Raw genomic sequence first — 13,311 nt, 5'->3', positions numbered from 1 at the left:
GTCTGGGCCGTGTCTCAGTCCCAGTGTGGCCGATCACCCTCTCAGGTCGGCTACGCATCGTCGCCTTGGTAGGCCTTTACCCCACCAACTAGCTAATGCGCCGCAGGCCCATCCACAAGTGACAGATCGCTCCGTCTTTCCTCCCTCTCCCATGCAGGAAAAGGATGTATCGGGTATTAGCTACCGTTTCCGGTAGTTATCCCTGTCTTGTGGGCAGGTTGCCTACGTGTTACTCACCCGTCCGCCGCTAGGTTATGTAGAAGCAAGCTTCTACATAACCCCGCTCGACTTGCATGTATTAGGCACGCCGCCAGCGTTCGTCCTGAGCCAGGATCAAACTCTCCATTAAAGACCAACCGAAGTTGGTTTATAGAAAGAGCGATAAGCTCATTTTGAAACTGACGAGATAAAATATCTCTTGTTTGATTTTGCGAACAAAATCATTTTACTCACTCGTTGTTCAGTTTTCAAAGATCAAACATCCATTGTCTGCCTCGGCGTTTTGTTCAACCCCTCAGCAACTTTTATATCATATCATATTCCCTAGAGTTATGTCAACACTTTTTTTTCAAAAGTGTTTTTCGCTCTTCTTGATAACACTTGAAGCGACAAGAAATAATATATCATACTTTTCTTACAGTATGCAACTCTTTTTTCAAAATACTTAGTTAAGTAACAATACACTCAATATAAAGCTCTCTTTGCAGCATTAAGTTAATAATTTCCCCATCTACTTGAATCAACGGACGAGTCGGATGATCTCGATCAGCAAATATAATTTCCCCTGTACGGTTATCATTGAGGCGCACCTTGGTTCCATTATTGAATTGGGTTAACTTATGAATAAAAACTTGTACAACACTTGGGTCCAGCTTTCCAAATGATTCTGACTTGATTTGCTCTAGAACCAGATACGGTGATTGGGCAGGCCGGTATGTTTTCTCTAGAGTCATGGCATGGAATACATCAGCCACTCCAACGATTTTAGCGTAGATGTGGATTTGTTCACCTTTAAGACGCAGTGGATATCCAGTACCGTCCACTTTCTCATGATGCTGAAGAGCTGCCAAACGCACACCTTCGTTAATAGCTTTCACATTTTTAAGCAACTGGTATCCTAGTGATGTATGACTACGTATTTCTTCTTGCTCTTCCCACGTTAGTTTGGAGGGCTTGTACAGAATGGCCGGGTCCATTTTAGCGTTCCCTATGTCATGAAGCAATCCAGCAAAAGCCACCTGCATCCAATCCTTTTGAGGTAATCCGATCCATTGTGCAATGGAGTAGGAAGTAAGGGAGGTTAGCACGGCGTTGTGAAAAATATAGTCCACTTCGATCATGGCGGGCGGAGTATAGGTCATTACATTATAGCGCTGAATGTGCACCAGTAAGGACTCCAATTGTCCTCGCAGTTCATATATAGATAAATTAGAGACGAGTACCGATTGAAATGCGTTCTTAACGAGCATCACCATTTTGTCATACTCATCCTGAAATTGTTCAGATTCATCTCGTCCATCTAACGAAGGTCCTTGCGATTCAGATATTCCAGATCGAACAGTCGTAGACTCGCTACTGGATTTTGTAAGATCATCCGTCCCTACCTCAACTTGCTGAATCAGGAACGCCTGTAAAATCTCCAAGTCACGTGGTAGCAGAATGCGCCCTTTCGGTAGCAGCAAGCTGCCCATTTCTGTAAATACATCGCTTTGCAATCTAAGTCCTGCTTTTAATTCGGATACGGGTACAGTTGTCATGGTCAACCTCTCTGTTCTCACAACAGCTGCTCCAGCTGCCAGTTATGATGTCATTATATTACTTGGGAATGATCCTGTACATTCATTTTATGCCATTTAAAGCATACTTGTCTGAATTCGTTAGCCAGAAAAAGAAAGACTCCCCGACCAAATAGTCAGAGAGTCTCTTCCATCTAAAATTTAGTAACTACTGTTGTTCCATATTCAGGCTCTTATTCGCCCTCAGAAGATTCTGGGTCGTTACCTTCCGTATCTTCTGTATTCGTTTCGAGAGTTGGTTCAACAGATGATAGAGATGAGCCCTCTCCAGCTTCCCCACCCTCTAATAATTCTTCAAGCAGTTCATCCTGCTCCTCATTCTTGTTCGCTCGACAAACCGTTGCAACCGAATCATCATCGCGAATATTAATCAATCTTACCCCTTGTGTATTCCGACCCATCGTGGAGATTTCCCCCATGCTGGTCCTAATCAAGGTGCCACTAGCTGTAATAATCATCAGATCCTCTTCGGTTTTTACAACCTTGAGACCGACAACTGGACCATTTTTTTCCGTAACATTAATCGTCTTGATCCCCTTACCTCCACGGCTTTGGATACGATAATCCATAACAGGGGTACGCTTGCCATAACCTTTGGCCGTTACAATCAGGATATCCAGGCTGGTATCCACGATGTCCATACCAATTACAGCATCACTCTCATCAAGGTTGATCCCTTTAACCCCTGTAGCGCTACGGCCCATAGACCGTACATCACTTTCAGGGAAACGGATAGACATGCCTTGTGCTGTACCAATAATCATTTCCTGCTGTCCGTCCGTCAGCTTCACTTCGATCAGGGCGTCATCTTCACGCAAGTTAATGGCAATCAAGCCACCTTTGCGGATATTTGCATAGTCGTCAAGCGGTGTCTTCTTAATAATCCCATGCTGAGTCGCAAAGAAAAGATAGCTATCCTCCACAAATTCCTCGATTGGAATTACCGCATTGATCGACTCACCCTGTTCAATCTGAATCAGGTTAATAATCGGTGTTCCCCGGGCTGTCCGGCTTAGATCAGGAATCTCATAGGCCTTAATTCGATATACCTTACCCTTGTCGGTAAAGAATAACAAATGATGATGTGAATTCGTAATGAACAGATGCTCTACGAAATCCTCATCTTTGGTATCCATACCAACTACACCACGACCACCGCGTTTTTGACTGCGATAGGTGGTAACAGGAAGGCGTTTGATATATCCCGTATGGGTTACAGTAATAATAACATCTTCACGCGGAATGAGATCCTCATCCAGAATACTCTCTTCACCCACTGTAATTTCAGTGCGACGTTCATCAGCGAAACGCCCTTTAAGTTCATTCAGCTCTTCGCTAATGATGTTGAGTACCAGATGCTCGTTCGCCAAAATCTCACGGTATTCCGCAATCTTTTGTATTAGCTCGTTATATTCGTTCTCAATCTTCTCACGTTCCAAACCGGTTAAACGTTGCAGACGCATATCGAGAATAGCCTGAGACTGCTCAAGAGTGAGCGAGAAACGCTCAATCAGTCCTTCACGAGCTGCTTCTGCAGTTTGGGAAGAACGAATCAAGGCAATAACTTCGTCCAGATGGTCAAGAGCAATGCGCAAGCCTTCCAGAATGTGTGCTCTAGCTTCGGCCTTTTTCAGATCAAATTCTGTCCGGCGACGAATAACTTCGACCTGATGTTTGAGATAATGATACAAGACATCCTTCAGGTTTAGAATCTTCGGTTCGTTGTTTACAATGGCAAGCATATTAATACCGAAATTCGACTGCATAGCTGTATGTTTAAACAAATTATTCAGAACGACATTCGGGTTCACATCTCTACGCAACTCAATAACGACACGCATACCCGTACGGTCCGATTCATCACGCAGATCCGTAATGCCTTCAATACGTTTGTCACGTACTAATTCGGCAATTTTCTCAACCAGACGAGCCTTATTCACTTGGTAAGGCAGCTCATGCACGATAATCCGTGCTTTATTGCCGATCTCTTCTATGGTGGTCTTTGCACGCATGGTCACAGATCCGCGGCCCGTCTGGTACGCCTGACGGATACCAGAGCGTCCTAAAATATAACCTGCTGTCGGGAAATCCGGTCCTTGAATATAATCCATAAGTTCCATCGGCGTAATGTCAGGGTTTTCGATCAGTGCTTGTACACCATCGATAACCTCTCCCAAGTTATGCGGAGGAATATTGGTAGCCATCCCGACTGCAATCCCGCCGACCCCATTCACCAGCAAGTTAGGATAACGTGCTGGTAATACGACAGGCTCGCTCTCTTCACCATCGTAGTTCGGCATAAAATCAACGGTCTCTTTGTTCAAATCACGTAGCATTTCCATGGCAATCTTGGACAACCGTGCTTCGGTGTAACGCATCGCAGCGGCCATATCTCCATCCACGGAGCCAAAGTTACCGTGTCCATCCACCAACATGTAACGCAAGGAAAAATCCTGCGCCATCCGCACCATCGTATCATATACAGCCGTATCACCATGAGGGTGATATTTACCGATAACTTCGCCGACGATTCTTGCCGATTTTTTGTAAGGCTTATCTGGCGACATGCCTAGCTCGGACATCGCATACAAAATACGACGGTGTACCGGCTTCAGTCCGTCCCGCACATCAGGCAAGGCACGGCTAACAATAATACTCATGGCATAATCCATAAAGGATTCGCGCATTTCCACTCCGATATCCCTATTGATGATTTGCGAGTTATTTTGATCCGCCATGCTGGTCCTCCTTCTTATCCTTCAATACAATGCTCTCTATGTGAAAAGCCTAACAAGATACTGCCTATACACTCCGCTCTCTGCGCAGGATTTTGGCTGAAATCCTCATCTGTATAATTATATTACTTTCACAAAAAGAGCACAATTAAACGCATCTGTCCTCTTTACAGCGTAAATCCCTCGTCATTCTCTTTCTGCCTGTAGCAGATCGCTATTCTCTTGTACAACTCACAAGCCCTGATTATAACAAATTCCCCAGAGCTGGGGATTAGCCCCCACCATAAGGGCCTTTTCCACATACAATACGTATACGGTCAGGGTTCAATTAGCAAAATTCCGAAAAACGCCGTATTTCTCTATTATATCATTGTTTTACGCGCTTGTCCTTTAGTTTCCCTTGTTTTGTTAAAGTGTTGCGGATTCCAAGTACATGACTCATATTTCGAAAAGAAAGGGATGAGATTACTTGTCTATTCAACGAGTATCCAGTAAGTGGACCAAAACAAATGCCATTCTCCCCAATCCGACATTGGCTGCTTATGTACCGGAAACACGGTTGTACACATTTGATCACTTAAACGAAATGTTGGCCGTGTATGGTACTGTCTATATTAAGCCGGATAACGGTACTTATGGAAAAGGGGTTATGCGGGCAGAGAGGCTGACAGAGCCGCTCCCGCCGACAGAAGAAGGAATCATCGAAGAGAGAACTTGGTATGTGCTTCGCTATGAAGTAGACATTTTCACCTTCGAAAGTCTAGAAGATCTGCACAGAGTGGTTTCTTCCCGCATACGAAAACGTCCATATCTGATCCAACGTGGAATTCCACTTCTTCAGCATGAAGAACGCCCCTTCGATCTGAGGGTATTAACCCAGATGAACTTGAGACACCAATGGGAAACAACACTTATTGTAGGACGCGTAGCTGCTCCTGACAAAGTCGTCACCAATCATCACAGCGGTGGGACAACACGCTTTTTCAATGAGCTGGTCGCTCCATATATGGATGTAAAGGAAGCTGTACGACTGGAGCAAAAATTATCGAAAATGGGCGAACGGGTAGCCTGGCAGTTGCAAAAAAAATACCCACGTTTAAGGGAAATCGGATTAGATGTGGGACTGGATCAGCAAAATTATCCGTGGATTCTTGAGGTTAATACGAGACCAGCAATCAAGGTATTCTCTTCCCTTCCAAACAAAAGCCTCTATCATAAAATATTCAGATATGCAGTAGGCTACGGCCGATACTCTCCGTCGACAGGTAAACCCGTGCGCTCTAAGAAAAAAGCCTAAAACAATGAGATTAGATATTCAAATACACCCGGGCTGGTTAATGACAAGAAAAGGGACGCCCATTTGGGCGCCCCTCGTGAACTCTTACAAAATACTACCTAATGAGCATGTAATACAGCCACTAGGAAGGAACGTTACACATTAGAAATCAAGATTTTTCACGTACTTTGCATGCTCTTGGATAAAGTCACGACGAGGTTCTACATTATCACCCATCAAGGTATTGAACAGTGTATCAGCCAGCATCGCGTCACTGACAGTTACCTGAAGCATAGTACGACTCTCAGGGTCCATCGTAGTTTCCCAAAGTTGGGTCGCATTCATCTCACCCAAACCTTTATAGCGCTGTACATTGTACTTCGCGTTTTCTCCAAATTCCCTGATGATCTCATCACGTTCCGCCTCGGAGTTCGCATAACGTACAACTTTGTTACGCTCTACTTTGAATAATGGTGGTTGAGCAATATAAATATAGCCTGCATCAATGATTTTACGCATGTACCGATAGAAGAACGTCAGCAACAACGTACGAATATGGGCGCCGTCGACATCCGCATCTGTCATGATGATGACCTTGTGATAACGGGCTTTGGCGATGTCAAAGTCGTCTCCGATCCCTGTACCCATTGCTGTTACCATCGACCGGATTTCATCACTGGACAAAATACGGTCCAAGCGTGCCTTTTCAACATTCAGGATTTTACCACGAATCGGCAAAATAGCTTGAAAGTGACGATCACGCCCCTGCTTGGCTGATCCCCCTGCGGAGTCACCTTCGACAATGTACAGTTCACTAATCGAAGCATCCTTAGAGGAGCAATCCGCCAACTTGCCTGGGAGCGAACTGATTTCCAGCGCACTTTTGCGACGTGTAAGCTCACGCGCTTTACGCGCTGCTTCCCGGGCACGTGCTGCTTGTAATGATTTATCTACCACGCGGCGGGAAACAGACGGATTTTCCTCTAGGAACTCCTGGAGTTTCTCTGCGAATAAGGATTCGACAATCCCTCGCACCTCACTGTTACCCAGCTTTGTCTTGGTCTGACCCTCAAACTGTGGTTCTGGAATTTTGACGGAGATAATTGCCGTCAATCCTTCACGCACATCGTCACCGGTCAGGTTGGCATTGTTGTCTTTAATCAAGCCATTTTTACGTGCATAATCGTTTATAATCCGGGTTAATGCACTCTTGAAACCTGATTCGTGAGTTCCGCCCTCATGGGTGTTGATGTTGTTGGCAAAAGAATAAATATTTTCGGTATAGCTGTCGTTATATTGCAATGCAACTTCGACTTGAATCATATCCCGCGAGCCTTCGACATAAATCGGCTGTTCATGTAGCGCTTCTCTTTTTTGATTCAAGAATTGCACATATTCACTGATTCCGCCCTCGTAATGGAATGTATCGCTAGCTCCCGTCCGTTCGTCAGTCAAGCTGATTGCAATGCCTTTATTCAGGAAAGCCAACTCACGAATCCGCGTTTGGAGCGTATCATAATCATATACGGTCGTTTCTGTAAAGATTTGATCGTCCGGATAGAAGGTCGTTTGGGTACCCGTCTCGTCTGTATCACCGATGACTCTGACATCATACTGCGGAGCACCACGGTGATATTCCTGCTCATACAGATGTCCGTCTCGTTTAACATGAACAATCATTTTGCTGGAGAGAGCGTTCACTACCGATACCCCAACCCCGTGCAGACCACCGGATACCTTGTACCCTCCGCCTCCGAATTTACCGCCTGCGTGAAGCACAGTCATAACGACTTCCAGCGCAGATTTTTTCATTTTGGCGTGTTCGCTTACTGGAATACCACGTCCATTATCTGTAACGGTAACACTGTTATCTTCGTGAACCACAACTTGAATGCTGTCACAATAACCCGCCAGCGCTTCGTCAATGCTGTTGTCCACAACTTCCCAGACCAGATGATGGAGACCTTTGGCGCTTGTGGAGCCAATATACATCCCGGGACGTTTCCGAACCGCCTCCAGGCCCTCAAGGACCTGAATCTCGCCCGCATCATAAGACGGTTGATTCATAGACATGCCTTTCACCTACTTCTATAGATTCTATGGTTAAGCATTGGCAACAAACTGGTTTGCCCGCTTTTTGAGTGTTGTTGAGGAGATGGGGGAATAATACACCGTATTCTGAGTAACTACGATGGACTTGGCTTCCTCTTCGCCAATCATCTCGACATGCTTTTGCTGTTGGGCATGGTTCACGTATTGCTTGGAGATTTTAGAGGATTTTTCAATCGAGATATCGAAAATAGCCACAAGCTCTGACGAGCGGATGATTTTTTCTCCACCCAGATGAATATACATAGCGGTCACTCACTCCTTAGTGTTCCACATGCCCGTCGTGGACGTGATAAATATTGGCATCCTTGAGTCGTTCTGCGTTCAAAGTCTCAACCCCGGTTGCCGTGATAAAGGTCTGTACTTTGCTTTGGAAGGTCTCGATCAGCTGGGTTTGACGATAGGGATCCAGCTCGGACAAAACATCATCCAGCAGCAAGACAGGATATTCACCAATTTCCTCATGAATTAACTCAATTTCGGCCAACTTCAAGGACAGGGCCGTCGTCCGCTGCTGCCCCTGAGAGCCATACGTATGCACTTCTCTGCCGTTAATGGCAAAGGCTAAATCATCACGATGGGGTCCCGCCAAAGTCATGCCACGGCGGATTTCCTGTTCCCTCATTTGGGATAACTTTATCATAAATCGCTCCAATAAGACAGCTTCATCTTCTTCCTCTGGCTCACTGAAGGAGGGAACATAGGTTAATTTTAACTCTTCCGTCCCACCTGCGATCCCTTCATGAATAGCCTGAGCCCACTTTTGTAGCTTTGTTATAAATTGTTTCCGCTTTTTAACAATTTTAACACCATGCTCAACAAGTTGCTCATTCCATACCTCCAGCATCAGCTGCACTGACGCCATATCCTTACCCCAAGCTTGCTTGAGCAGGTTATTTCGCTGAACCAATACTTTCTGGTATTGCTGCAAATGATACAGATAGCCTGGCGCAACCTGGCCGATTTCCATGTCAAGAAACCGGCGGCGGACCCCCGGTGTTCCTTTCACAATTTCCAGATCCTCAGGTGCAAACATGACCACATTTAACGAACCGATAAAATCGCTCAATTTACGCTGCTCCAGTCCGTTGATCTTTGCTTTTTTGCCTTGTGTGGATAACGCGAGATCCAGTCTGATTTTCCCGTATTTTTTATCCACATCTGCGGCTAGGTGAGTGGAAGTAGCCCCGAAAGAGATTAACTCCTTGTCGCGGGACGTTCGATGACTTTTGGTTAAAGCTAGTACAAAAATCGCCTCTACCAGATTCGTTTTGCCCTGCGCATTTTGTCCGATCAGCAAATTAACGGGACCAAATTCATTCAGTTCCAGCTGCTCATAGTTCCGGTACTGCTGCAAAACAATGTTGTTCACAAACACATAGGGTCCCCCTTGTTACTCCGTACCTAAAAGGAGTCCTTGCCACCCAGGCGATCATGCTCCTGCTGTAACCTCGAAACTTCCGTTGTCCTCTACTTCTACGGTATCACCTGGGTACAGTTTTCTTCCACGACGTTCTTCCGGTTCACCATTCACACGGACTTGTCCCTCTTGCAGCAGGGCTTTAGCCATGCCTCCTGTGGATACACAATCGGCTAATTTTAAAAATTGATCGAGCTTGATGTATTCGGTCTGTATAGATATTGGTTTCAAGGCTTGTTCATCCTTTCGGTTGTCCTCAGGTGGGTTAACGCTAGACATCAGTTGGTTGTGCGATATGGCAGGATGATATATAGCGCATTGCTGGAATCTGCCGGTTTTAAAATAATGGGACTCATAATGCCGGTAAAAGCAATCGTCAGCTGCTCGCTGTCAATCACCTTCAGCACGTCAAGCATGTATTTGGAGTTGAACGAAATTTTGAGCGGCTCCCCCTCAAATTTGGACACCGTTACTTCCTCACGCACTTTGCCAAGCTCAGAGGAACTAGAGGAAATTTCCAAACCGCCATTTTCCAGCGACTGCATTTTTACGATATTCGTTTTTTCCTCACGGGACAGCAAATAAGCACGGTCAATTGACTCACTTAAACTTTTTGTATCCACAATCAGTTCTGTTTTGTAGGAGGTCGGAATAATTCTAGAAGTATCAGGATAGGTGCCGTCCAAGATGCGGGAATAAAATAGCACCCGATCTACTTTGAATAATACCTGATTGTCCGCTACTACGATATCCACAAGCATATTTTGGTCTGGAATAATTCTGCTCAGCTCATTCAGCGTTTTGCCCGCAATGACAACATTGCTAAAGCGCAAGCCTTCAGACGTCTCCAAATGAGCGCTGCGGGTGGCAAGGCGGTGGCGGTCCGTTGCCACAAACTTCAGTTCCCCCTCAGCCAGATTCCACAACACGCCGGTTAAAATCGGTGTCGTTTCGTGGGTGGAAATGGAGAACACCGTCTGTTTAATCATATTTTTAAGTAAATCTCCTGGCACAGAGATGACTTGATTTTCTTCAATGTTGGGAAGCACCGGGAATTCTTCAGGATCTAAGCCAACAATCTGAATTTCAGTTGCACCGGACGAGATAAAGGTTTGGAATTGGTCTTTTACCTCCATACGAATCTCCTGCGAAGGCAACTTTTTGATAATTTCGACAAAGAATTTGGCAGGCAGCACCACACTACCGGGTTGTTCAACCTGAACGACAGTTTGGTCACCATCCTCCATCGGAATAAAGGATTGAATCGAGATGTCTGTATCGCTGGCGGTCAGCGTTACTCCCTGGTGATTCACATCCAGCTTAATACCACTCAGAATTGGAATCGTAGTTCGACTTGATATCGCTTTGGATACATGTTGTATAGCCTCGTTCAAAACGTTTTTCAGAATGCTGATCTTCATAAGTTCCTCCTACGGGTTTTAATCCTTCAAGCACGCGTTGACGCGGGCCTTATTTAGGTGATGTATATCTTTAAAATATATTAGTAATAGTAATAGGCGCACTGAATATGTGGATAAGTCACTGTAACCCTAATAAAATCAAGCCTATCCACATGTGTATAAATTGTGTATAGGCTCTGAACTTGTTCAGGTTGGATTTTTGATTTTTTCTATTAGGTTGTTGATAACTTTAAACAGATCCTGATCCACTTGAATGGATTTGGAGATTTTTTCGTGCGCATGAATGACAGTCGTATGATCACGCCCACCGAAAGCTTCACCGATTTTTGGCAAAGAATAATCGGTTAACTCACGAGACAGGTACATGGCAATCTGTCGTGGAAAAGCTACAGCCTTCGTCCGTTTACGCGCTTTAAAATCCTCCAGCCGTAAATTGTAAAATTCCCCGACTTGGTGCTGTATATCCTGGATCGTGATCATTTTTGGTCGACTGGACGGGATAATATCCTTCAGCGCCTCAGCCGCGAGATGACTTGATACATCCTGATTGGTTAAGGAGGAATAAGCGACAACGCGAATAAGCGCCCCTTCTAGCTCACGGATGTTTGTATCGATTTGATTAGCGATATACATCATGGCTTCATTGGGAATATCCAGGTTTTCTGCCCGCGCCTTTTTACGAAGAATAGCAATTCTCGTTTCCAGATCCGGCGGTTGGATATCCGTTATGAGTCCCCACTCGAAGCGAGAGCGTAGCCGTTCTTCCAGCGTTGGAATCTCTTTAGGTGGCCGATCGCTTGAGATTATAATCTGCTTGCGTTCCTCATGAAGCGCGTTGAACGTGTGGAAAAATTCCTCCTGCGTCGATTCCTTACCCGCAATGAATTGAATATCGTCAATGAGCAGAATATCAATGTTGCGATATTTATTCCGAAAACTTTCCCCGCGGTTGTCCCGGATAGCATTAATGAATTCATTCGTAAACTTCTCCGACGATAAATAAACGACCTTGCTGGCCGGATTGTGCTCCAAAATATAGTGTCCGATAGCGTGCATCAGATGCGTTTTTCCCAGCCCTACACCACCGTATAAAAACAGCGGATTGTAAGCTTTGGCCGGCGCCTCGGCGACGGCCAGCGATGCCGCATGGGCAAAACGGTTCCCCGATCCGATGACGAATGTATCGAATGTATATTTGGGATTCAGCATATGGGACACAGCTTCTTCATGAACGACCGGCTGCTGCTGAGGTTGTTGCTGAAGGTCGACCTCGGCGGGCTTGTTCTCTTCAATAACGAACTTGACCTCTAGCTGTTTGCCCAAAATCTCATAAACCGTTGCTCCGACTAGCTTGGTATAGCGGCTTTCAAGCCATTCCACGGCAAAAGTTGTCGGTGCAGAAATCACAATGGAGTGGTCATTTAGTTTCGCTGCCTTGGTAGCCTTAAACCAAGTGTCGTAACTCGGCTTACTCAGCTTGGTTTGTATGATGGATAGAATTTGCTGCCATAGTTCAGAGGTATGGCTGTCCACAGACGTCACTCCTTTTAAATCCTGACATTTTACCGAATTAAGCTGCAGAGAGCTGCTCTCGGCGCTTCGGCAAAACGCCTAAAATCACAAAAATGTTGTTGAAGGCCATAAAAAGACATACCGCCGCCTAAAACATGCGGCAGTGTGGTGAGAGAACGCAGCACAAAATGACCCTGAAAAATAGCTAATGGAAATTCCGCTGCTGACCAGCAGAAGAAAGGCGATATTTCTCAGGAGGGAATGTGCGGCACGATCCGTTCTCTTGATCCCGCAGGCCAAAACGGGACTGCAATATGTCGAAATCAAATGAAAAATGTAGAATATATCCCCAGAATCCCGAATCCGCACAAAAATAAAAAGATGGATAAATTGAACTTGTTCACAACTTTATCCACAGGGTGTTGATAATATGGAGGGTAAAACAACATATTCACATTCAAAAGTAATATCATCATAGCAAAAGAAGCCTTGTATTTCAATGACTCGTGGTTATTTATCCACAAATTCAATCTGTTGTGTACAATTTTTATTCACAACACAAGATATTGTTTATAATTTGTTCAGTTTTCGACAATAACTCTTTTTCGCTCTAAAACGTTATGCACAGGTTATGACCATTTAAATCACAATTCAGTTCTTTTTGTGAATCTGTGTATAATTGCCGTTGCCTTTTGGTCACAGAGGCTTATTTTTCTGTTGAAAATTTCCGGTAACGTTTCCGACAATATTTTTGAACGAACCTGATAACGTCGATCTGAAAATAGGATGGATTCAAGTTACAGAATGAATAAATGTAAAAAGGACAGTTTTGGAGGAGTGAAAACTACAAATAGAATGCTGATAATGGAGGAAAGACGAAAGGAATTTTATGAAATAAGGGAATAAAAGAGTGAAGTGAGTCAGCGGGGTAAAGAGGAGGAGGCTTCCTGAAGGGGAAAAAGAGGAAGAGGGTTTATAAGTACATTGACTTTGACCGCTATTTGTGGTTAAATGTACAAAGGTGTTTTTTGTGGAGATTGCT

9 protein-coding genes and 1 rRNA gene are annotated in these 13,311 nt (G+C 44.9%); 1 reads left to right on the top strand and 9 read right to left on the bottom strand.

Annotated elements, in window-relative coordinates; translation table 11 throughout:
• The 3 genes from ACWA2B_RS07355 to gyrA all read right to left on the bottom strand — a co-directional run.
• Positions 1-349 (bottom strand): 16S ribosomal RNA (locus ACWA2B_RS07355); the annotation flags it as partial.
• Between the two features lie 319 nt (positions 350-668).
• Positions 669-1,757 (bottom strand): HD-GYP domain-containing protein, encoded by a 1,089-nt coding sequence (locus tag ACWA2B_RS07350; protein ID WP_029518982.1) that lies wholly within the window; start codon positions 1,755-1,757, stop codon positions 669-671.
• 212 nt (positions 1,758-1,969) lie between these two features.
• Positions 1,970-4,534: a DNA gyrase subunit A gene (gene gyrA / locus ACWA2B_RS07345; protein WP_029518981.1), complete on the bottom strand. Its 2,565-nt coding sequence runs from the start codon at positions 4,532-4,534 to the stop codon at positions 1,970-1,972.
• A 466-nt stretch (positions 4,535-5,000) separates the two neighbouring features.
• Here gyrA and ACWA2B_RS07340 point away from each other — a divergent pair, with 466 nt between their 5' ends.
• Positions 5,001-5,828: a YheC/YheD family protein gene (locus tag ACWA2B_RS07340; RefSeq protein ID WP_029518980.1), complete on the top strand. Its 828-nt coding sequence runs from the start codon at positions 5,001-5,003 to the stop codon at positions 5,826-5,828.
• 141 nt (positions 5,829-5,969) lie between these two features.
• Here the strand turns inward: ACWA2B_RS07340 and gyrB are convergent, their stop codons facing one another.
• The 6 genes from gyrB to dnaA all read right to left on the bottom strand — a co-directional run bounded on the left by gyrB (position 5,970) and on the right by dnaA (position 12,290).
• The gene (gyrB, locus tag ACWA2B_RS07335) at positions 5,970-7,880 is read right to left on the bottom strand and encodes a DNA topoisomerase (ATP-hydrolyzing) subunit B (RefSeq protein WP_013308100.1); all 1,911 of its coding nucleotides are present in this window, start codon (positions 7,878-7,880) and stop codon (positions 5,970-5,972) included.
• A 30-nt stretch (positions 7,881-7,910) separates the two neighbouring features.
• Positions 7,911-8,162 carry an extracellular matrix regulator RemB gene (gene remB, locus ACWA2B_RS07330; protein WP_007433255.1) on the bottom strand — a complete coding sequence of 84 codons (252 nt, stop codon included), beginning with the start codon at positions 8,160-8,162 and terminating at the stop codon, positions 7,911-7,913.
• Between the two features lie 16 nt (positions 8,163-8,178).
• The gene (recF, locus tag ACWA2B_RS07325) at positions 8,179-9,294 is read right to left on the bottom strand and encodes a DNA replication/repair protein RecF (RefSeq protein WP_013308098.1); all 1,116 of its coding nucleotides are present in this window, start codon (positions 9,292-9,294) and stop codon (positions 8,179-8,181) included.
• A gap of 54 nt (positions 9,295-9,348) precedes the next feature.
• On the bottom strand, positions 9,349-9,567 hold the full coding sequence (gene yaaA, locus ACWA2B_RS07320; RefSeq protein WP_029518979.1) for a S4 domain-containing protein YaaA: 219 nt from the start codon (positions 9,565-9,567) through the stop codon (positions 9,349-9,351).
• 47 nt (positions 9,568-9,614) lie between these two features.
• Positions 9,615-10,757, bottom strand: coding sequence for a DNA polymerase III subunit beta (dnaN, locus tag ACWA2B_RS07315; protein WP_029518977.1), 1,143 nt, complete (start codon positions 10,755-10,757; stop codon positions 9,615-9,617).
• Between the two features lie 186 nt (positions 10,758-10,943).
• Positions 10,944-12,290 carry a chromosomal replication initiator protein DnaA gene (gene dnaA / locus ACWA2B_RS07310; protein ID WP_029518975.1) on the bottom strand — a complete coding sequence of 449 codons (1,347 nt, stop codon included), beginning with the start codon at positions 12,288-12,290 and terminating at the stop codon, positions 10,944-10,946.
• Between the last annotated feature and the right edge of the window lie 1,021 nt (positions 12,291-13,311).

It is taken from the genome of Paenibacillus sp. CMM36, assembly GCF_053570945.1.
The sequence above is the reverse complement of the archived record's forward strand: the minus strand, read 5'-3'. Positions and strand labels throughout refer to the sequence as shown.

Bases quoted from the DNA above. Each gene is read 5' to 3' on its own strand.
- remB (WP_007433255.1), bottom strand. From the start codon at position 8,162: ATGTATATTCATCTGGGTGGAGAAAAAATCATCCGCTCGTCAGAGCTT.
- dnaN (WP_029518977.1), bottom strand. From the start codon at position 10,757: ATGAAGATCAGCATTCTGAAAAACGTTTTGAACGAGGCTATACAACAT.
- gyrB (WP_013308100.1), bottom strand. From the start codon at position 7,880: ATGTCTATGAATCAACCGTCTTATGATGCGGGCGAGATTCAGGTCCTT.
- ACWA2B_RS07350 (WP_029518982.1), bottom strand. From the start codon at position 1,757: ATGACAACTGTACCCGTATCCGAATTAAAAGCAGGACTTAGATTGCAA.
- gyrA (WP_029518981.1), bottom strand. From the start codon at position 4,534: ATGGCGGATCAAAATAACTCGCAAATCATCAATAGGGATATCGGAGTG.